At 75.6% G+C, this 18,775-nt stretch carries 18 protein-coding genes; 10 read left to right on the top strand and 8 right to left on the bottom strand.

The window, feature by feature from the left end; all coding sequences use genetic code 11:
- Positions 1-39: 39 nt before the first annotated feature.
- Positions 40-516, bottom strand: coding sequence for a metallopeptidase family protein (locus ACPYO6_RS09340; RefSeq protein ID WP_425714584.1), 477 nt, complete (start codon positions 514-516; stop codon positions 40-42).
- A 146-nt stretch (positions 517-662) separates the two neighbouring features.
- On the opposite strand from ACPYO6_RS09340, the gene ACPYO6_RS09335 reads away from it, so the two are divergent.
- Complete coding sequence (locus ACPYO6_RS09335) at positions 663-1,106, top strand: DUF3499 domain-containing protein (protein WP_425714583.1); 444 nt, start codon at positions 663-665, stop codon at positions 1,104-1,106.
- Complete coding sequence (locus ACPYO6_RS09330) at positions 1,103-1,405, top strand: Trm112 family protein (RefSeq protein ID WP_425714582.1); 303 nt, start codon at positions 1,103-1,105, stop codon at positions 1,403-1,405. The genes ACPYO6_RS09335 and ACPYO6_RS09330 overlap by 4 nt, the downstream gene beginning before the upstream one ends.
- A gap of 129 nt (positions 1,406-1,534) precedes the next feature.
- Here ACPYO6_RS09330 and ACPYO6_RS09325 read toward each other — a convergent pair whose 3' ends face one another.
- On the bottom strand, positions 1,535-2,419 hold the full coding sequence (locus tag ACPYO6_RS09325; protein ID WP_425714581.1) for a hypothetical protein: 885 nt from the start codon (positions 2,417-2,419) through the stop codon (positions 1,535-1,537).
- 183 nt (positions 2,420-2,602) lie between these two features.
- Between ACPYO6_RS09325 and ACPYO6_RS09320 the strand changes: the two genes are divergently transcribed.
- Entirely contained in the window at positions 2,603-3,601 is a 999-nt protein-coding gene (locus tag ACPYO6_RS09320; RefSeq protein ID WP_425714580.1) for a cation diffusion facilitator family transporter, read from the top strand.
- 93 nt (positions 3,602-3,694) lie between these two features.
- Here the strand turns inward: ACPYO6_RS09320 and ACPYO6_RS09315 are convergent, their stop codons facing one another.
- Positions 3,695-4,591, bottom strand: coding sequence for an RDD family protein (locus ACPYO6_RS09315; protein ID WP_425714579.1), 897 nt, complete (start codon positions 4,589-4,591; stop codon positions 3,695-3,697).
- A gap of 19 nt (positions 4,592-4,610) precedes the next feature.
- Here ACPYO6_RS09315 and ACPYO6_RS09310 point away from each other — a divergent pair, with 19 nt between their 5' ends.
- Entirely contained in the window at positions 4,611-5,609 is a 999-nt protein-coding gene (locus ACPYO6_RS09310; protein WP_425714578.1) for a stage II sporulation protein M, read from the top strand.
- 103 nt (positions 5,610-5,712) lie between these two features.
- Here ACPYO6_RS09310 and ACPYO6_RS09305 read toward each other — a convergent pair whose 3' ends face one another.
- Genes ACPYO6_RS09305 through ACPYO6_RS09285 form a run of 5 tightly spaced genes read right to left on the bottom strand, consistent with a single transcriptional unit; the run spans position 5,713 to position 11,332 of the window.
- Entirely contained in the window at positions 5,713-7,032 is a 1,320-nt protein-coding gene (locus ACPYO6_RS09305; RefSeq protein WP_425714577.1) for a DUF58 domain-containing protein, read from the bottom strand.
- A complete protein-coding gene (locus ACPYO6_RS09300; protein ID WP_425714576.1) occupies positions 7,032-8,141 on the bottom strand; it encodes an AAA family ATPase in 1,110 nt (369 codons plus the stop codon). Before ACPYO6_RS09300 ends, ACPYO6_RS09305 begins: the two co-directional genes overlap by 1 nt.
- On the bottom strand, positions 8,138-9,391 hold the full coding sequence (locus tag ACPYO6_RS09295; RefSeq protein WP_425714575.1) for a DUF4350 domain-containing protein: 1,254 nt from the start codon (positions 9,389-9,391) through the stop codon (positions 8,138-8,140). Before ACPYO6_RS09295 ends, ACPYO6_RS09300 begins: the two co-directional genes overlap by 4 nt.
- A complete protein-coding gene (locus tag ACPYO6_RS09290) occupies positions 9,388-10,104 on the bottom strand; it encodes a DUF4129 domain-containing protein (RefSeq protein ID WP_425714574.1) in 717 nt (238 codons plus the stop codon). The genes ACPYO6_RS09295 and ACPYO6_RS09290 overlap by 4 nt, the downstream gene beginning before the upstream one ends.
- A complete protein-coding gene (locus ACPYO6_RS09285) occupies positions 10,097-11,332 on the bottom strand; it encodes a glycerophosphoryl diester phosphodiesterase membrane domain-containing protein (protein ID WP_425714573.1) in 1,236 nt (411 codons plus the stop codon). The genes ACPYO6_RS09290 and ACPYO6_RS09285 overlap by 8 nt, the downstream gene beginning before the upstream one ends.
- 95 nt (positions 11,333-11,427) lie before the next feature.
- Here ACPYO6_RS09285 and mtrA point away from each other — a divergent pair, with 95 nt between their 5' ends.
- From mtrA to ACPYO6_RS09255, 6 genes are all read left to right on the top strand, one after another.
- A complete protein-coding gene (gene mtrA / locus ACPYO6_RS09280) occupies positions 11,428-12,111 on the top strand; it encodes an MtrAB system response regulator MtrA (RefSeq protein ID WP_425714572.1) in 684 nt (227 codons plus the stop codon).
- Positions 12,108-13,922, top strand: coding sequence for an MtrAB system histidine kinase MtrB (mtrB, locus tag ACPYO6_RS09275; protein WP_425714571.1), 1,815 nt, complete (start codon positions 12,108-12,110; stop codon positions 13,920-13,922). The genes mtrA and mtrB overlap by 4 nt, the downstream gene beginning before the upstream one ends.
- Entirely contained in the window at positions 13,919-15,670 is a 1,752-nt protein-coding gene (locus ACPYO6_RS09270) for an LpqB family beta-propeller domain-containing protein (RefSeq protein WP_425714570.1), read from the top strand. The genes mtrB and ACPYO6_RS09270 overlap by 4 nt, the downstream gene beginning before the upstream one ends.
- Positions 15,671-15,770: 100 nt before the next feature.
- Positions 15,771-16,571, top strand: coding sequence for a ComF family protein (locus tag ACPYO6_RS09265; RefSeq protein WP_425714569.1), 801 nt, complete (start codon positions 15,771-15,773; stop codon positions 16,569-16,571).
- A gap of 223 nt (positions 16,572-16,794) precedes the next feature.
- Complete coding sequence (hpf, locus tag ACPYO6_RS09260) at positions 16,795-17,439, top strand: ribosome hibernation-promoting factor, HPF/YfiA family (protein ID WP_425714568.1); 645 nt, start codon at positions 16,795-16,797, stop codon at positions 17,437-17,439.
- A 66-nt stretch (positions 17,440-17,505) separates the two neighbouring features.
- Positions 17,506-18,756: a winged helix-turn-helix domain-containing protein gene (locus ACPYO6_RS09255; RefSeq protein WP_425714567.1), complete on the top strand. Its 1,251-nt coding sequence runs from the start codon at positions 17,506-17,508 to the stop codon at positions 18,754-18,756.
- The last annotated feature ends 19 nt before the right edge of the window (positions 18,757-18,775 follow it).

The following is an 18,775-nucleotide window of genomic DNA, read 5'->3' as shown; positions in this document are numbered from 1 at the left end:
GCTCGCCCGGCACGGGGGGAGTCCGCCGGCAGGCGTCGCTCAGGCGCCCGGGTGGTCCGGGTCGATCTCGCCGGGCGTGCGGCCGAGCATCGCCGCCACCTGCTCGACGAGCGCCGCGGTGACGAGCTCGCCGAGGTCGTGGGCGTCGACGGCGCGGGACTCCACCGGGCGCCGGTAGACGACGATGCGCCGGGGCAGCCCGGCGGCCCGGTCGCCGGCGTAGTACCGGCCCAGGGCGATCGCCCGGTGCTCCCACGGGGCGGGGTCCGACGGCGGGACGTCCTCGACCGCGATCTCCACGCCGGAGAGCTCCGCGGCCCAGCCCTTCTCCAGGCGCTCGACGGCGTCGAGCAGGAGGTCGTCGAACCGGTCCGCCCGGGTCCGCCAGCCGGGCAGCTGCCACGGGAGGAGCGGGCCACGTGGTCCGCGACCGTGGCGCTCGCGGCGGCGGCCGTCGCGTCGCGCGGGGAGCGCGGGCAGGTGCGGCCCCACCGCGGGGCCCGTGGACTCGGACACCTGGCGATCCTAGGACGAGCGGCCGTGCCGTCGTCGTCCGGCTGCCGCGTCGCCGCCGGGACCTGCCACCCCGCACCCCGGCAGTGGCGCACGAGACGCGTGACGGAGCCGCGCCCGGGCCGGTGGACCAGGTAGCGTCAGCAGGTGTGAGAGCCGTCCGCCAGTGCACCAAGCCGTCGTGCACCCGTTCGGCCGCCGCCACCCTGACCTACGTGTACGCCGACTCCACCGCCGTGCTCGGTCCGTTGTCGGCGACCCCGGAGCCTCACGCCTACGACCTGTGCGACGTCCACGCCTCGCGGTTGTCCGTCCCGCGCGGCTGGGACGTCGTCCGGCTGAGCACCTCCTTCGAGGCGGCACCGCCGTCGTCGGACGACATCGAGGCGCTCGCCGACGCGGTCCGGGCCGCGGCCGCGCGCGGTCCGCGCGAGCACCGGCCGGCGGAGCGCGCCGTCGCGATGCACCGCGGGACACCCGCCCCCCTGACCGGTGAGCCGCCGGCGCGGGAGCACGAGATCACCCGGCGCGGGCACCTGCGCCTCCTGCGTGGCGGCGACGACGCGACGACCGACGAGAGCGAGCAGCGATGACCCACGACGAGTCCGTCGGACGGGACGGCCAGGAACAGGCGCTCCGCGGGAAGGCTGCCCAGGAGCCGACCGACCGACCGGTCGCCCAGGCGGTGCGGGCCGACGGCGTGACCGTCGGCGGCGGCGAGCTCGAGCCGTGGGTGCGGGCGCTGCTGCGCTGCCCGGTCACCGGGGACGAGCTGACGGACGCCGTGGCACCGGACGGCACCGCGGAGCTTCGCTCGGCCGCGGCCGGCCTGGCCTACCCGGTGCGTGACGGCGTGCCGATCCTCCTCGAGGACGAGGCCCGGTCGCTCTGACCGCTGCCCGGCTCTGACCGCTGCCGGGCGCTGCCCGCTCTCGGGCCGTGTCCCGCCTCGCTCGGCCCGCACGACTGACCCCCGCGCGACGACGACTGACGCCGCGCGCCTCCCGACCTGGTCGGCCGGTCAGTCCGTGGGCGACTCGGAGCCCGGGGCGGACGGCACCGCGGACGAGCTCTCCTCGGACCCGGCGGCCTCGGCGGCGATCGACGCCACGCGCTCGGACGTGCCGAACACGTGGATGTCCCACGTCAGCGCCCCGGAGAACGACACGAGCTCGATGCTGCGCACGACCTCCCCCTCGAGCAGGCCGCTCGCGAGGGCCTGGTCGAGCGCGGTGTCGGCGCTGATGACGTCCTCCTCGGCGAGTGCCCGCAGCACGGTGTCGGCGGGGCTCACCTCGGCCCCGACCACCCCGTACGCGGAGTCGAGCGAGACCTCGACCCGGTCCGGGCCGGCCACGAGGACCACGACGTAGCCGGTGTCCGGCGGCGGGACCTCGCCCGAGTTGTCGTCGCGGTGCACCACCGAGACGAGCGCGGCCCCCGGGTAGGCGGACAGGGCGGCCCCCGCGGCCGCGCGGATGTCCTGGCCGCCGGGGCGCTGCTCGACCGGCTCGTCCTCCTCGCCCGAGGTCGGTGCCTCGGTGGGGGCGGCGGTCGGCGCCTCGCTCGGAGCCTCGGTCGGGTCCTCCGGGCGCGTGTCCGGCGTGGCGGTCGGGGTCTCCGTGGACTCCTCGTCGTCCGTGGTGGGCGCCTCGCCGGAGGACGGCGTCTCCGTGCCGTCGGGCGAGTCCGCGGGGTCCGTCCCGTCCTCGGTCGGCGACTCCGACGGGTCGGCGTCCGGGTCCGTGCCGGGAGGGGTGCTCGGGAGCGAGGGCGCCGAGGGGGCCGGGTCGTCCGCGTAGGGGGACCGGGAGCTGACGGACGGGCCGTCCGAGCAGGCGCCGAGGGTCAGGGCGAGCGCAAGCATGCCCGCAGGCACGACGAGGACCCGCGACATGGACCGCATGGCGACCACCTTGACGGACCGGACCGGATCCGTCGAGCGATAAGGGCGGGGAGTTCGCCCCATGTGACCAGGCTCGCAGAGGTGGGAGGTGAGCCCTCGCGTGCGACCGGCCGAGCCACCGTGCCCCTACACTCGTGCCGCCCGGGACCGCGGGCGACAGCCACCAGCCCACGAAGGACGACCATGGCCGCCGGCTCCGGAATGAAGTCCGTCATCACCGCTCTGTTCGCGAACCTCGGCATCGCCGTGCTGAAGTTCCTCGGCTGGCTGCTCACCGGCTCGAGCTCGATGCTCGCCGAGGGTGTCCACTCCGTCGCGGACTCCTCCAACCAGGCGCTGCTCCTCATCGGCGGGCGCCGGGCGACGAAGAAGGCCTCCGAGGTCCACCAGTTCGGCTACGGACGGGTGCGCTACGTCGCCGCGTTCGTCGTCTCGATCGTCCTGTTCTCGCTCGGCGGCCTGTTCGCGATGTACGAGGCGTGGCACAAGTTCAGCGACCCGCACCCGATCACCGACTGGAAGTGGGTGCCCGTCGCGGTCCTGCTCCTCGCGCTCGTGCTCGAGGGTTTCGCCCTGCGGACGGCCCTCAAGGAGGGGGCCGCGGTCAAGGGCGACCGCTCGTGGTTCCGGTACCTCAAGGAGTCCCGCTCGCCGGAGATCCCGACGATCATCCTCGAGGACACCGGGGCGCTCCTCGGCCTCGTGTTCGGTCTGTTCGGGGTCGGCATGACCCTCGCGACCGACGACGGCCGGTGGGACGCCATCGGCTCGGGCGCGATCGGCGTGCTCCTCGTCGTCATCGCGATCTTCCTCGCCCGCGAGATGATCTCCATGCTCGTCGGCGAGTCCGCGCTGCCCGAGCACCACGACGCCATCGAGCGGTCGCTGGTCGACGGCGAGGACATCGAGCGCATCATCCACATGCGCACCCTCCACCTCGGGCCCGACGAGGTGCTCGTGGCCGCCAAGGTCGCCGTCCCCGCGGTCGAGACCGCCGCCGACGTCGCACGCGCGATCGATGCCGCCGAGGTGCGGGCGCGGGACTCCGTGCCGCTGCGCCTCCAGATCTACATCGAGCCCGCGCCGTTCGATGAGGGGGCGATCCCCGCCGGGCGGGAGACCTGGGAGGTCGATCCCGCGCCGGACCCGGAGGGGGTCCAGGACTCCACCGGCGGGCACTGACGAACCGGCGGCGTCCGCTCACGTTCACCGGGCGGGACTGACGAACGGCCCGACGACGAAGGGCGCGACGACGAACGGGCCGGCGGTGACCGGTCAGGCGTAGTCGGTCACCTCGTGGGGGAGACGGAGCATGAGCGCCGCCGAGCGGTCCTCGAGCTCCTGCGCCGCCGCGAGCCTCTTCCGCTCGGCGTCCCGCCGCACGACGAGGACGGCCGCGAGGAACCGCTCCGGGTGCGTCCCGGGCGGTGCCGGGCGGGAGACGAATGGCTCGACCTGGGCGGCCAGCGAGCGGGCGACCCGGATACGCGTCTGAGGCGTCATCAGGGCCGTGCGGCCGAGCAGGTCGCGGGCCGCGGCCGCGAGGGTCGCCGGCATCGCGCGCACGGTGAGACCGTTCGCCCAGGTGCCGAGCTCGGGCGGCATGACGAGGGGGAGCCGGAGCGCCTCCGAGGCGCGCACGGACACGATGATCGTCCCCGCGAGCCGGTCGCCGAGCCGCTGCCCGCGCGCCGAGGCGAGGGAGGCGATGATCGCCCCGCCGCCGACGGTGAGCCACAGCTCGCCGACCCCCACGAGCGCGCGCACGGCGGAGTGCCGCAGCCGGACGGGTCCGCCGTCGTCGCGCACCACCCGTGTCCCGGTGGCGATCCGCCCGAGCGAGCGGCCGCGGCTGATCGCCTCGACCGTCATCGGCGCGACGACCCACCACAGGGCCATGAAGGAGATGACGAGGGTCTGCAGCTGAGCCTCGTTGATGCCGTCGTCGAGCAGCCCGACGACGATGAGCAGGGAGGCCAGCAGCCCGACGAGGTAGGCGAAGCCGTCGAGCAGGCCGGACAGCACGCGCGTGGCGAACCCGGTGGGCGCGAGGTCGAGCGCGACCGCCTCCGACGTGACGACGACGTCCCCGGCGAGCCCCGCCGACGTCAGCGCCCCGGCCTGGTCGCGCGGTCGTCCGCGACGGGCGGGGGGAGCGGGGGAGGCGGCCACGTGTGGCAGGGTACGACGCGTGGATGCCGAGGCGCTGGGAGCGGTGCGGTCCGGCCGCTGGGAGCGGCTCGACGACCTCGCCGGCCGGCGCACCCTGACCGGCCAGGAGGCCGACGAGCTCGTCCGCCTCTACCAGGCGACCTCGGCCGACCTCTCCCGGGTCCGCACGCGCTCGGCCGACGCCTACGTCACCGGACGGCTCTCGGACATGCTCGCCCGCGCGCGCGGGAGGATCACCGGGACCCACGAGATCAGCTGGCGGGCCGTGCGCGACCTGTTCCTCGTGACGATGCCGCTCGCCCTGTGGCGCGTGCGGTGGTGGACCCACGGGGTGACGGTCGCCTTCCTCCTCGTCGCGTTCGCCGCGGGCTGGTACTTCGCGACGACCCCCGGGGCGCTCGCCGAGCTCGGGTCCACGGCCCAGCTGGAGAGCTACGCCGACGAGCAGTTCGCGGCCTACTACTCGAACTACCCGTCCCACGACTTCGCCGCCCAGGTGTGGACGAACAACGCGTGGATCGCGGCCCAGACCATCGGGCTGGGCATCACGGGCGTCTGGCCGGTCCAGGTCCTCGCGCTCAACGCCGTCTCGATCGGGCAGTCCGGCGCGGTCATGGCCGTCCACGGCGACCTGTCCGTGTTCTTCTCGCTCCTCGCGCCGCACGGACTGCTCGAGCTGACCGCGATCTTCGTGGCGGGCGGGGCCGGTCTCAAGCTGTTCTGGACGATGCTCGTGCCCGGGGGGCGGCGCCGGCAGACGGCGCTGGCGGTCGAGGGACGCACGACGATCACGGTGGCGGGGGCCCTCGTCGTCGTCCTGCTCGTCTCGGGCCTGGTCGAGGGGTACGTGACCGGGACGACCGCCCTGGACTGGTGGGTGAAGATCGTCATCGGCGCGATCGTCTGGGTGGCCTTCTGGGTGTGGACCCTGTGGGCCGGCGGCCGGGCGCACCGTGCGCAGCTCACCGCCGACCTCGCCGACGACGACGCCGGCTACCGGGTCGCCGAGGCCGGCTGACGGCACCGTCGGCGCCGCGTCACGGGCACGCCGTCACCGGCTGTTCGTCACCGGCCGTTCGTCACGGGCGGGTCGCCGCGGTCAGGTCGTCACCCGCGGGTGGTCACAGGCGGCCGGCCGCCTTGAGCGCGAGGTAGGCGTCGGCCAGGCGCGGGGCGATCTGGTCGGGCAGGCCCTGGACGACGTCGGCGCCCGCCTGCCGTACCCGGGTCGCCACGGCCTCGCGCTCGAGCCCGGCGCGCTCCGCCGCGGCCGCGTCGTACACGGCGAGGGAGTCCGAGCGGTCCTGCCGCAGCTCCTCGACGGCCGGGTCCTCGACGCCGGCGACCACGACCGTGTGGTCCCGCGCGAGGCGGCGCACGACGGGCAGGAGGCCGGAGCTCATCGTCGAGGGGTCGATCGCCGTGAGCAGCACGACGAGCGCCCGCTGCGAGAGCGTCTCGCCCACCGTCTGCGCCACGGTGGTCCAGTCGGTCTCGAGCAGCGCGGGCTCCACCACCGCGAGGCCGTCCGCGAGGCCGCTCATGAGCCGGGGGCCGGCCATGCCGGTGATGCGGGCCCGGACCTCGGCGTCGACCGCGACGACGTCGACCCGGTCGCCCGCGTGCGAGGCGAGCGCCGCGAGCAGGAGGACCGCCTCGATGGACGCGTCGAGCCGGGGCTCGTCGCCGAGCCGCGCGGCGGACAGGCGTCCCGAGTCGACGACGACGAGCACCCGCCGGTCCCGCTCGGGCCGCCACGTCCGCACGTGCACGTCGCCGCGCCGGGCCGTGGCCCGCCAGTCGATCGACCGCACGTCGTCACCCAGGACGTACTCGCGCAGCGAGTCGAACTCCGTGCCCTGGCCGCGCACGAGCACGCTCGCCCGGCCGTCCATCTCGCGCAGCCGGGCGAGCCGCGAGGGCAGGTGCCGGCGCGAGCGGAACGCGGGCAGCACGCGGACGGTCGCGGGGACGTCGAGCGAGGCCTGCCGGGAGCCGAGGCCGAGCGGGCCGGTCAGCCGGACGGTGACCGCGCCGGCGACACGCTCGCCGCGGCGCAGGGGGAGCAGGACGGTGCGCATGCGCCGGCGCTCGCCCGGGGGCACGTCGAGCCGGTGGCGGTCGGCCCCGGCCCGGTCCGGACCGGCGTCCTCTCCGAAGCCCGCGGACGGGGGCCACGCGTCCCGCAGCGTGCCGCGGGCACGGCGCCGGGAGTCGTTGGACACCGTGAGCGTGACCGTCGCGGGGTTGCCCAGGCGCACGGCCCGGGGCGCGTCGCGCGTGATGCGCAGCGCCTTCGGGCTCGGCGCGAGCAGGGCGTCGCCGAGCACGACCAGGACGACGACCGCGATCCAGATCGCGAGCGTCACCCAGGTGGGGTGCAGCGCCACGGCCACCACCCCGAGCCCGGCGAGCGCCGCGGCGAGCGGGGTGGGGAGCATCAGCGCGGGACCTGGACCGAGGAGAGCAGGCCCTGGAGGACGCCCACGGCGGTGACGCCCTCGAGCTCGGCCTCCGCGTGGAGGGCGACGCGGTGCCGAAGGGTCGGGACCGCGAGCGCCTTGACGTCGTCGGGCGTGACGTAGGTGCGACCCGTGAGCCAGGCCCAGCCGCGGGCCGTGGCCAGGAGGGCGGTGGCGCCGCGGGGGGAGACCCCGAGGGAGAGCGCGGGTGAGGTCCGGGTGGCGCGCACGAGGTCGACCACGTAGCCGAGCACCTCGGGCGCGACCTCCACCCGGGCCACCTCGGCGCGGGCGACGGCCAGGTCGGCGGGACCTGCGACGGGGACGACGCCGGCGCCCGCGAGGTTGCGCGGGTCGAACGCGGCGGCGTGGCGGCGCAGGACCTCGATCTCCTCCTCCCGTGCGGGCAGGTCGAGGACGAGCTTGAGGAGGAAGCGGTCGAGCTGGGCCTCGGGCAGCGGGTAGGTGCCCTCGTGCTCGACCGGGTTCTGCGTCGCGATGACCATGAAGGGGTCGGGGAGGCGGCGGGCCTCGCCGTCGGAGGTGACCTGACGCTCCTCCATGGCCTCGAGCAGCGCCGACTGCGTCTTCGGGGGCGTGCGGTTGATCTCGTCGGCGAGCATGAGGTTGGTGAACACGGGGCCCGGCCGGAAGGAGAACTCGGCGGCGCGGGCGTCGTAGATGAGCGAGCCCGTGATGTCGCCGGGCATGAGGTCGGGGGTGAACTGGACCCGCTTGGTGTCCATCGACAGGGCGGTCGCCAGGGTGCGGACGAGGAGCGTCTTCGCGACGCCGGGGACGCCCTCGAGGAGGACGTGGCCGTCCGAGACGAGCGCGATGAGCAGCCCGGTCACCGCCCCCTCCTGGCCGACGACCGCCTTGCCGACCTCGGCGCGCAGGGCGCCGAGCCGGTCGCGGGCGGCCCGGGCCTCGGGCGACTCGTCGTGGCCGCGGGCGGGGCGGCCCGCGGGGGCCCCGGGCCGGGCCGGCCCGCCGGGAGCGCCGGGGGAGCCCGGCCCGGGACGGCCCGGCCCCCAGGCCTGCTGGTCACGCGGTGCGAACCGGTCGTTCTCGGGGTGGTGGGTCACGGTCGGTGAACCTCGCTCTCCAGGGTGTCCAGGTCGGTGGCCAGGCGGCCGAGGTCCGCGCCCGTGGTCGGCGGTGCGCCGTACAAGAGGTCGCGGACCCAGGCCTCGTCGCGTCCGCTCGCGCGGGCGACGGCGTCGGTGAGGTCGGTCCGGTGGACCGACGGGGGCAGGCCCAGGCGTCGGGCGAGCCGTGCCGCGGCGCCGCCGCGCAGCCCGGCGGCGGCGTGGGCGGTCGCGCCGTACCGGCGGTAGAGGGCCCCGCGCCCGCGGACGGTCTCGGCGGACCGGACGACCACGGGCAGGGGCTCGGGGATGACGCGGCCCAGGTTGCGCCCGCGCGCGAGGGCGAGGACGAGGACCGCGAACCCCGCCGCCCAGCCGACGTACAGCATCCAGCGCGGGGACAGCGGCTCCGGGGGCGGGGTCGCCGAGAGGTCGACGGCCTCGACCGGGTCGACGGGGGTGAACCAGTAGAGGTTCTCGTGGTGGCCGAGGGCGCGCAGCACGAGCGCCGCGTGGCCGTCCTCGTCGAGGCGCTCGTTCGACATGAGGGAGCCGTCGGCGAGCGCGCGGACGGCCGGCCCCTCCCCGTCCCACACGGCGTACGCGGAGGCGTCGTCGGGCGTGAAGCACGTGGTGACGTCGGCGCCGGAGCCGGCGAGGCCGCCGCGGAACGGGCCGATCCGGCTCGCCGCCGCGGCGTCGGGGTCCTCGCAGTCGGCCTGCACCGGGTCCTGGCTGCCGCCGCCGGTGGTCTCGAGCGGCGACCCGAGTCCGCGCAGCACGGGGGTCGTCGGGTTGACGAGGACGAGGTCGGCCCCCGTGCCGGCCAGCTGGGCGGCCGCGTCCTCGGTGAGCAGGCGGGCGTTCGTCACGAGCACGGTGGTCCCCTCGCCGGCGAGGGAGAGGACCTCCCGCTGGCTGTCGACGACCGCGACGTCCACGCCCTGGTCGCGCAGGATCTCGGCGGTGGCCTGGGCGCCCCCCGGTCGGGGGTTGTGCGCCGAGAGCGGGTCCGCGTCGCGCTCCGCGGAGCGGAGGAACATCATGAGCCCGAGGGCGGCGAGGACCACGGCGAGGATGCCCACGCGCAGGATCGTCCTGCGCCGGGACGTGCGGCGGGTCGGCGCGCCCGAGGTGACCTCGCCGATCTCGGGGACGAGCTCGTCGACCGTGTCGGACCGGTCCGCGGCGTCGGTCGTCGCGGCGTCCGTCGTGGGTACGGTGCCGCCGGACGCGTCCGCGCTCATCCGAGCACCCCGTGCAGCGAGGGCGGCAGCTCGGCGGCGCCGGCCTCGACGGACTCCTGCCCGGCGGGCCGGCGGACGCGCTGCACGGCGTCGTCGAGGGCCCGCAGGCGCTCGTCGTCGTCGTGGGCGGCCGTCGTGTCCCCGTACCGCACGGCGTCGAAGAGGCGCGCGCCCCAGGTCAGCTCGTCCGCGAGCCCGGGCACCGCGCGCGAGCCGAGGCCGGCGGCCTCGTGCGCGGTCAGCCCCGGGCGGTCCTCGATGAGGGCCCGCTCGTCGAGGGCACGGACGATCGCCCGGAACCGCTCGATCACGGCGAGCGAGTAGTCGCCCGCGCGGGCCGCCTCGTCCGCCGCGGCGCGCAGGTCCCGCGAGCCGCGCTCGTCCTCGAAGAGCACCCCGGACGCCGTCGGCACCTGGGGCCGCATGCGGGTCCGGACCGGTCCGGCGAGGACGAGAGCGATGACGACCACGGCGAGGATCGCCCCGACGACGACGAACGGCAGGAGGCTCGGGGAGACCGACGAGCCACCGCTCGTGATGCCCTCGAGCAGGCTGCGCAGGGCGTCGCCGATGCTGTCGAGCACGCGCGAGAGGAGGCCCGGCGAGGTGTCGTACATCCGGCGGGAGAGCTCGTCGACGGCCCATTCGTGCGCCTCGGGGGCGTCCGGCGTGACGGGGACCTCCGCGATCCGACCGGTGAGGAGGTCAGGCACGGTCCGAGGCGGCGCGGGCGAGCTGGACGTCGAGCCCCTCGCGCCGCATGCGCTGGTCGATGTAGACGAGCGACGTCACGCCGGCCGTGAACGGCGTGATGATGAGGTTGACGAGCACGGACACCACGGTGGTGAGCACGAGGACGACCGTGTCGGACAGTCCCGCGGCGCCGCCGAGCAGCCCGACGGGCAGCGAGACGACCCCCGCGATGACGATCGCGATGATGGCGGTGAGCAGGTACACGCCGACGAGCCGCCACGTGGACTGCGACGTCAGCGACCAGGAGCGGGACAGGGCGCGTCCCGGCCCGGCCTTCTCCAGGACGACCGCCGGGTAGGACAGTGACAGCCGGATCATGATGATGATCGCCGGGATCGACGACGCGAGCAGGGCGATGACGACGACGGCGACCGCCGTCGTGATACCGGTCGTCGAGCCGTCGAACGATCCGATGACGGCCGCGAGGAACGCGAAGGCGACCACCGACATGATGATGCCGGTGACGAACGCCAGGCCCGTCATGATGAGGCCGAGCAGGAGGCTGAGACCCACGAGCGAGAGGATCCGGCCCTTGACCGCCGTCCAGACCTCGCCGATCGACGCCTTCTTCCCGATCGCCGACCGGCTGACCGAGACGACGAGGGCGCCGGTCGCGATCAGCGAGGTCAGTGCCGTGACGATGCCGAGCGCGAAGCTCGAGAAGCCCTGCACGCCGGCCGACTCCTCGATGGTCATCGACTGCGTGGCGTTGACCGAGAGCCAGCTGGTCGCCAGGGACAGGACCAGCGTGAGGACGCTGACGACCCCGGCGTAGAAGAACATCGTGCCCGGGTTGTGCCGGACGGAGCGGAACGCACCCTCGAGGATCTCGCCCACGCCGAGCGGGCGCAGCGCGATGATCCCCGGCCGGCCGCCGGCGAGGCTGTCGGCCACCCAGGCGCCGGAGCCCGGGGCGTCGGCCGCCCCGTACTGGCCGTAGCCCGACGACGCCGTGCCCGGCGTCGTCCCGCCCGGGGCGCCCCACGCGCCCGGTGCGGGAGGACCCGCGGTGGGGCCGGCTCCGTACTGGCCGTACTGCCCCGTCGGGGGCTGCTCGACGGGTGCGGTGGGGTCCGCGCCGTACTGCCCGTACCCACCGGGGTCGCCGTCTCCGGAGGGGGACGAGGCCTGCCCGTCCCACCCGCCGTACGGTCCCCGCGGGTCGTTCCCCGCGCCGCCCTGCGTCATCCCGCCTCCGTCGTCGTCACCTGCGCGACATCGTGCCACGCATTCACGGCGCGCCCGCCGACTGAACTGCCCGGTCCGTGTAGGACACTGGGGCCATGAGTGCTCGACTCCTTGTCGTCGACGACGACGTCGCCCTGGCCGAGATGATCGGGATCGTCATGCAGTCCGAGGGGTTCGACGTCGTGCATGTCGCCGACGGCGCCGCGGCGCCGGAGACCTTCCGGCAGACGCACCCGGACATCGTGCTGCTCGACCTCATGCTGCCGGGGCTCGACGGCATCCAGATCTGCCGCATCATCCGCGCGGAGTCCGACGTCCCGATCGTCATGCTCACGGCGCGGTCCGACACGCTCGACGTGGTCGCCGGGCTCGAGGCCGGTGCGGACGACTACGTCCAGAAGCCGTTCAAGCCCAAGGAGCTCGTCGCCCGCATCCGCGCGCGCCTGCGCCGGCAGGAGGACGTGGACCCGGAGCGCCTGCGGATCAGCGACCTCGACATCGACGTGGCCGCCCACGAGGTGCGGCGGGGTGACGAGCTCATCTCGCTCACGCCGCTCGAGTTCGACCTCGTCGTGGCGCTCGCCCGCAAGCCTCGACAGGTCTTCACGCGCGAGCAGCTGCTCGAGACCGTGTGGGGCTACCGGCACTCGGCGGACACCCGGCTCGTCAACGTCCACGTCCAGCGCCTGCGCGCCAAGGTGGAGCTCGACCCGGAGAACCCCCAGGTCGTCGTCACGGTCCGCGGCGTGGGCTACCGGGCCGGGCCCGTCCAGGCGTGAGCTCGCCCGACGAGCCGACGCCGGCGGGGTCGGAGCGACCGGCCCCGACGTCGGAGGCCTCGACCTCGACCACCCACTCCCGCCCCTCCCGCGCGGAGGGGGCCGGCGGTGAGGTGCCGGAGGCCACCGGGACGGCGGGACGGACGCCCGCGCGGCCGGCACGCAAGAGGTCATGGCGCGCCCGGCTCCGCCGACGGGCCTTCGACCTCGCGCGCCGGTGGCGCGGCTCCCTCGCGGTCCGCGTCGTCACCGTGACCGCGATCGGGGGGATGCTGGGCCTGGGGATCATCGGAGCCGTGGTCTCGGTGGAGATCCGCGACCGGCTCTTCGACGCCCGGGTCGAGCAGGTCGTCGGTGACGCCGCCGACCGCGCCGCACGGGCCCAGGCGACCCTGGACGACTCGCTCTCCTCCACCCCCAGCGAGGCCCAGCAGGCCGCGACGGACATCGTCGACCTCAGTCAGGGAGCGGCTCCGGGGGTGATCGGCACGGTCATCACCCGCGACGAGGAGCACCAGTCCGGGCCCACGATCCTCGAGCCGACGAGCTCGGCCGCCATCCGCGACGTCATCTCCGCGGAGATGCACGCGGCCGTCGAGCCGGGGGCGTCGCTGCACTGGCAGTCCGCCACGGTGTCGATGGACGGCGAGGAGGTGCCGGCGATCGTCGTCGGGGCGCCCGTGGTCCTCCCGGTGGCTGGCGAGTACGAGCTCTACACCGTCTACGGGCTCCAGCCCGAGCAGCAGATGATCGCCGTCGTCACCTCCGTCCTCGGGGTCGCGGCACTCGCCCTGGTCGCCCTCGTCGCCGCGATCGCCGCCCTCGTCCTCAGGTGGGTGCTGCGGCCGGTGCGGCAGGCATCGCGCACGGCCGAGCGCCTCGCGGCCGGGCTCCTCGACGAGCGGATGGACGTCAGCGGCTCGGACGAGGTCGCCCGCCTGGGCGAGTCGTTCAACGAGATGGCCGACTCGCTCCAGCAGCAGATCAAGGACATGTCCGAGCTGTCCCGGCTGCAGCAGCGGTTCGTCTCCGACGTCTCGCACGAGCTGCGCACGCCGCTGACGACGATCCGCATGGCCGCGGACCTCATCCACGACCAGCGCGACGAGTTCCCCCCGCCGGTGCGCCGGTCGGCGGAGCTCCTCGTCGCGCAGATCGAGCGCTTCGACCACATGCTCGCCGACCTGCTCGAGATCTCGCGGTTCGACGCCGGCGCGGCGACCCTCGAGGTCGGACCGACCGACCTCGGCGAGCTCGTCGAGGGCGTGGTCGAGGGCCACATCCTGCTCGCGGAGAGCAAGGGGACGGAGGTCCGGGTGCACCGCGTGACCCCGGTCTGCATCGCCGAGGTCGACGCGCGCCGCATCGAACGGGTCCTGCGCAACCTGCTCGTCAACGCGATCGAGCACTCCGAGGGACGTCCCGTCGACCTCACCGTCGCCGCCGACGACCGGTCGGTCGCGGTGCTCGTCCGCGACCACGGCGTGGGGATGTCCGAGGAGCAGGCCGACCGGGTCTTCGACCGCTTCTGGCGCGGCGACACCGCGCGCACCCGCACGACCGGCGGCACCGGTCTCGGGCTGTCCATCGCTCAGGAGGACGTCGGCCTGCACGGCGGGACGCTCGCCGCCGCGGGGCGGCCCGGCGAGGGCGCCGCCTTCCTCCTCACGCTCCCACGCGAGGACGGGGGAGAGGTCGGTCCCTCGCCGATCGAGCTGTGGCCCGACGACGCCAGCGTGGAGCCGGCGCTCGCCGCCCCGCTCGTCGGGCTCGTCCCGCCGGCGCTCGACGCGCGTGGGGAGGAGCGATGACGGCGCGCCGGCTCCCGTCCCGGGCCGGGTCGCCGCCCGGTGCCGTACCCGCTTCCGCGTTCCGGCGCGCGGCGGCGAAGGTGCTCGCGCCGCTCCTGGCCCTCGCCCTGCTCGCCGGCTGCGCGCAGCTGCCCGGCTCGGGGCCCGTCGTCGCCGCCGACCCGACCGTCTCGGCCGCGCCGTCGCTCGGCCTGTACGCGCGCGGGCCGCAGGAGGGCGCGACCCCGGAGGAGGTCGTCCAGGGCTTCCTCGCGGCCAGCGCCACGGGGTTCGCCGACGACTTCTCGGTCGCCCGGGAGTTCCTCGGCGGGCAGGCCACGACCGGCTGGCAGCCCCTCGCCCAGGCGCGCGTCTACGCGGACCACGTGGAGCCGTCGATCGCGACGACGGACGACGGCGGGGTCTCGGTGAGCACCGAGCTCCTCGCGGTCGTCGACGGGTCGGGCCACTACACGGAGTCGGCGAGCGACCACGAGATCGTCACGGACTTCACGCTGGCCCGCGACGACGACGGCGAGTGGCGGATCATCGACCTCGAGGACGGCGTCCTGCTCTCGGCCGAGTCGTTCTCCGTGCAGTACACCGCCGCCCCGCTGTACTTCCCGGCGGCGGACGGCGAGACGGTGGTCGCCGACCTGCGCCACTACCCGCGCCAGCACCTGGCCGCCTCCCTCGTCCAGGGGGTCCTGTCCGGTCCCTCGGCCTGGCTCGAGCCGGCGGTCCTCACGCCCGCCCCGCTCTCGACCCGGCTCGTGCTCAGCTCGGTGGACGTGGCCGACGGAGTCGCCACGGTCGACCTCACCGACGACGTCCTCGAGGCCTCGAGCCGGGAGCGCGAGCTGCTCGTGGCGCAGCTGCGCCGCACGCTCGCGGCCGTGCCCGGCGTCTCCGACGTCACCGTCACAGTCGGGGGCAACGCGCTCGCGATCGGCTCGGTGCCGCAGCTGCCCGCCTACCCGTACAGGCCGCAGCCGCTGCTCGCGGTATCCGACGGCGAGCTCGTCGAGCTCGACGGCGGGCTGGCCGTGCGCGTGACCGGTGCCGCCGCGCCCCGCACCGGCGAGGCGTCGGCACCGGCGGGCTCGCCCGCCGACCCGCCCGACGGGCAGGTCTACCTCGACGGCCCGACCCGGATGATGGCGGCGCCCACGGCCGGCCGCAGCGCCCGCCTCGTCGTCTCGGGCTCGAACCTCGTCGCGCCGTCGATGGACCGCTACGGCTGGGCGTGGACCGGCGAGACGACGAACACCGGCTCCCTGCGCACCGCCGTGCCGAGCGGAGGCACGGCCGAGGTCGACGCCCCGTGGCTCGACGGGTCGGTCGTCCGGGCCCTGCGCGTGTCCCGCGAGGGGTCGCGGGTCGCGGTGATCCGGGAGCAGGGCGGCTCGGTGCTCGTCGAGGTCGCGGGCGTCCAGCGCGCGACGGACGACACGCCCCGCTCGCTCGGGACGGCCCAGGCCCGGGTCGGGGTCGGCCTCGTCGACGCGACCGACCTCGCGTGGATCGACTCCACCACCCTGGTGGTGCTCGGCCGCACGGCCACCGACCCCGGCCCCCGCCCCTACCTCGTCCGGATCGGCGGCGACACCGAGCCGCTGCCCGTGCTCCAGGGCGCGGTGTCGTTGACGGGCGGGCGCGGGGAGACCTCGATCGTCGTGCAGACGTCGGACGACGGGATCTACGAGCGCACGGGCGCCTCCTGGACGCGCGTGGCCGACGATCTCGCCGACCCGGCCTATCCGGGCTGACCCCGGCACGCGGGTCCACAGGCGTCGCACCGGCAGGGCGATCCACCGCCCGGACGGGTGCGGCCCGCGGGGGCGCGCATGCGGCGGCGATCCTGCCCGGGTGCGACCACCTGATCCCCGCGACCGCTCCCGCGCACGCCTGCCCGCGCCGCTCCTGGCCGCGCTCGAGCTCGTCGTGCCCGCCGAGTGCGCCGGGTGCGGGACGTGGGGCGTCGCGCTGTGCCGGACGTGCCGGCGCCTGCTCACCGCCGGGCCCGCGGAGTGCACGGACGGCGCTCCGCTGCTCGCCGGGTTCGACGAGCCCGTCCTGCGTGCCTGGTCCCTCGGCGACTACCACGGCCCGCTCCGTCGCATCGTCATCGACTGGAAGACGGGCCGGTGCGGCCACCTCCGGCGCGAGCTGGTCGACGCCGGACGGCTCGCCGGGTCACGGATGTGGCCCCTCCTGGCCGGCGACGTCCGGGGCGACGACGCCGGGGGCACGCTGCTCGTCGTCCCCGCCCCCTCAGGCGCAATGCGACGCCGGCACGGCATGCTCGTCGCCGTCGAGCTCGCCGACGCCGTGGTTGCCGGGCTGGCCGACGCCGCCGCCCGCGCAGCCGATGCCCCGTCGTCAGGTCCGACCCCGCGGGCGCGCCTGCGGATCGCGTCCGTCGACCTCCTGCGGCGTGCGGGTGGCCCGGCCCGGCAGCGCGGCTCGTCGGCCCGCTCCCGCGTGGCGAACCGGAGCCGCCCGCCCGACCTGCGCGCGCCGGTCCCCGCCGGCACCGCGGTGCTCCTCGTCGACGACGTGCTGACCACCGGCGCGACCCTCGCCGCCTGCGCGGAGTCCCTGCGCGGGGCCGGTGCGGACGTGCTCGGCGCCCTCGTCGTCGCCGGGGCGCGGGCTCCGGGCCGGTGACCTGCGACCGGGCACGCGCCAGGGTGTCCGCCAGGTGTCCGGGACGGGGCGAACCGGGTAACGTTGGTGCATGGAGCCACCCGGGACGCGGAGACGCGACGGGTGGCTGTTCCGTCCCCCGGGAGGGAGGAGGTCGCACGCACCCTGACCGGCGCCCACGGCGCCGGAGTTTCGAGAGGCGGGCCCGTCACGTCCGCCCCCGCACCGACCGATGGAGGTCACCATGGAGATCGTCGTCAAGGGCCGCGGCACGGATGTCGCCGACCGCTTCCGTTCCCACGTGGAGGACAAGCTCGCGAAGGTCACCCAGCTCGCTCCGCGCACGCAGCGCGTCGACGTCGAGCTCACGCTCGAGAAGAACCCCCGGCTGGCCGACCAGGCCGAGCGGATCGAGATCACGCTGCGGGACAAGGGGCCGGTGATCCGGGCGGAGGCGAGCGCCGCCGACCGGTACGCGGCGCTCGACCTCGCGACCGGCAAGCTGCTCGAGCGGCTGCGGAGGCACCACGACCGGCGCAAGGACCGGCAGCGGCACGCGAACCGTGCGCTGCCCGCCGCGCCCCCGCTCGACGTCGAGCAGCACGAGCCCCAGGACGGGCTGGCCGGCGACGCGCCGATCGCGGAGCACCCGGCCCCGTCGACGAGCCCCGGCGAGGCGGTCGAGACCCAGCTCGGTGACTCGCCGGTCATCGTGCGGGACAAGCTGCACAAGGCCGAGCCCATGACGGTGGACCAGGCCCTGTACGAGATGGAGATGGTGGGGCACCCGTTCTTCCTCTTCGTCGACTCCGAGACCCGTCAGCCCTGCGTGGTCTACCGCCGCAAGGGTTGGTCGTACGGCGTGCTCCGGCTCGACTCCACCTGCTGACCCGCGCTCCCGCCCGGCCGACCTGCCGGGCGGGGGCATGTCGGCGCCCGGTGGCACGATGGCGCGATGCCGGTCCAGCAGATGTCGATCCGTCAGGTGCGCCGAGTCGCGATCGCGGCGCAGGGCCTCGCCCGGCGCCGTCCCGCCTGGCCCGCGCGGCGGCATGTCGCTCGCGCGATCGCGGACACCGCGCTGCTGCAGATCGACTCGGTCAACGTCCTCGCTCGTGCGCACACGCTGCCCGTCCTCGCACGCGTCGGCCCCTACGACCCGGCGATCCTCGAGCGCGCGACGGGCCGCGCACCTCGCCTCCTCGTCGAGACCTGGTGCCACGAGGCCTCCCTCGTTCCCCCGCGCACGTACGCGCTCCAGGCCGCGCGCCGCGCAGCCGAGGAGGAGCGCTTCCGTGCGGACGAGTTCGGCGACCCGCGGGTGATGGCCGAGGTCGAGGCGGCGATCACCGACCGTGGGGCGATGTCGGCCACCGAGCTGCACGACGCGCTCGCGCACGACCGGGCGGAGAAGACCCAGTGGGGCTGGAACTGGTCCCCGCTCAAGATCGCCGTCACCCGGATGTGGCGCACCGGACGGCTCGCCGTGGCCGGCCGGACCGCCTCGTTCGAGCAGCGCCTCGACCTGCCGGAGCGGGTGCTCCCGCCCGCCGCCCTCGAGCCCGCACCGTCCTGGCCGGAGGCGGTGCGCGAGCTCACCCTCGCGGCCGCCCGCGCCCACGGGGTGGCGGACGTCCGGGCGCTCGCGGACTACCACCGGCTGCGTATCGGGACGACGACGACGGCGGTCGGCGAGCTCGTCGAGGACGGACTTCTCGAGGAGGTCGCGGTCCGCGGCCTGGCCCGACCCCACTACCGGCTTCCCGGCGCCCCGGCCCCGTCACCGGTGCGTGCCCGCGCGCTGCTGGCGCCGTTCGACCCGCTCGTGTTCGAGCGCGGGCGGCTCGCCGCCCTGTGGGGGATGCACTACCGGATCGGGATCTACACCCCCGCCCACCTGCGCACGCACGGCTACTACGTCCTGCCCTTCCTGCTCGGTGAGCACCTCGTCGCGCGCGTCGACCTCAAGGCCGACCGGGCGGCCGGCGCGCTCCTCGTCAAGGAGGTCCACGCCGAGGACCCCGGGCAGGTCCCCGACCTGCCCACCCGCGGTCCCGCGGCCTGGCCCGGCGCGGAGGAGATCGCGGCGGCGCTCGCGGCCGAGCTCGCCGAGGTCGCGCGCTGGGTGGGGGCCGACCGGATCGACGCGAGCGGCGCCGAGGGGGATCTCGCCGGGCCGGTGAGCTCCGCCGTCGGAGGCGTGTGAGGCGCCCGTGGCGCCGGAG

This window comes from Georgenia sp. Z1344 (genome assembly GCF_049856295.1).
Taxonomy (GTDB): domain Bacteria; phylum Actinomycetota; class Actinomycetes; order Actinomycetales; family Actinomycetaceae; genus JB111.
The sequence above is the reverse complement of the archived record's forward strand: the minus strand, read 5'-3'. Positions and strand labels throughout refer to the sequence as shown.

Coding starts and splice junctions, on each gene's coding strand:
- ACPYO6_RS09255 (WP_425714567.1), top strand. CDS start 17,506: ATGCCGGTCCAGCAGATGTCGATCCGTCAGGTGCGCCGAGTCGCGATC.
- ACPYO6_RS09295 (WP_425714575.1), bottom strand. CDS start 9,391: ATGAGCGCGGACGCGTCCGGCGGCACCGTACCCACGACGGACGCCGCG.
- ACPYO6_RS09270 (WP_425714570.1), top strand. CDS start 13,919: ATGACGGCGCGCCGGCTCCCGTCCCGGGCCGGGTCGCCGCCCGGTGCC.
- ACPYO6_RS09305 (WP_425714577.1), bottom strand. CDS start 7,032: ATGCTCCCCACCCCGCTCGCCGCGGCGCTCGCCGGGCTCGGGGTGGTG.
- ACPYO6_RS09320 (WP_425714580.1), top strand. CDS start 2,603: ATGGCCGCCGGCTCCGGAATGAAGTCCGTCATCACCGCTCTGTTCGCG.
- mtrA (WP_425714572.1), top strand. CDS start 11,428: ATGAGTGCTCGACTCCTTGTCGTCGACGACGACGTCGCCCTGGCCGAG.
- ACPYO6_RS09285 (WP_425714573.1), bottom strand. CDS start 11,332: ATGACGCAGGGCGGCGCGGGGAACGACCCGCGGGGACCGTACGGCGGG.
- ACPYO6_RS09330 (WP_425714582.1), top strand. CDS start 1,103: ATGACCCACGACGAGTCCGTCGGACGGGACGGCCAGGAACAGGCGCTC.
- hpf (WP_425714568.1), top strand. CDS start 16,795: ATGGAGATCGTCGTCAAGGGCCGCGGCACGGATGTCGCCGACCGCTTC.
- ACPYO6_RS09325 (WP_425714581.1), bottom strand. CDS start 2,419: ATGCGGTCCATGTCGCGGGTCCTCGTCGTGCCTGCGGGCATGCTTGCG.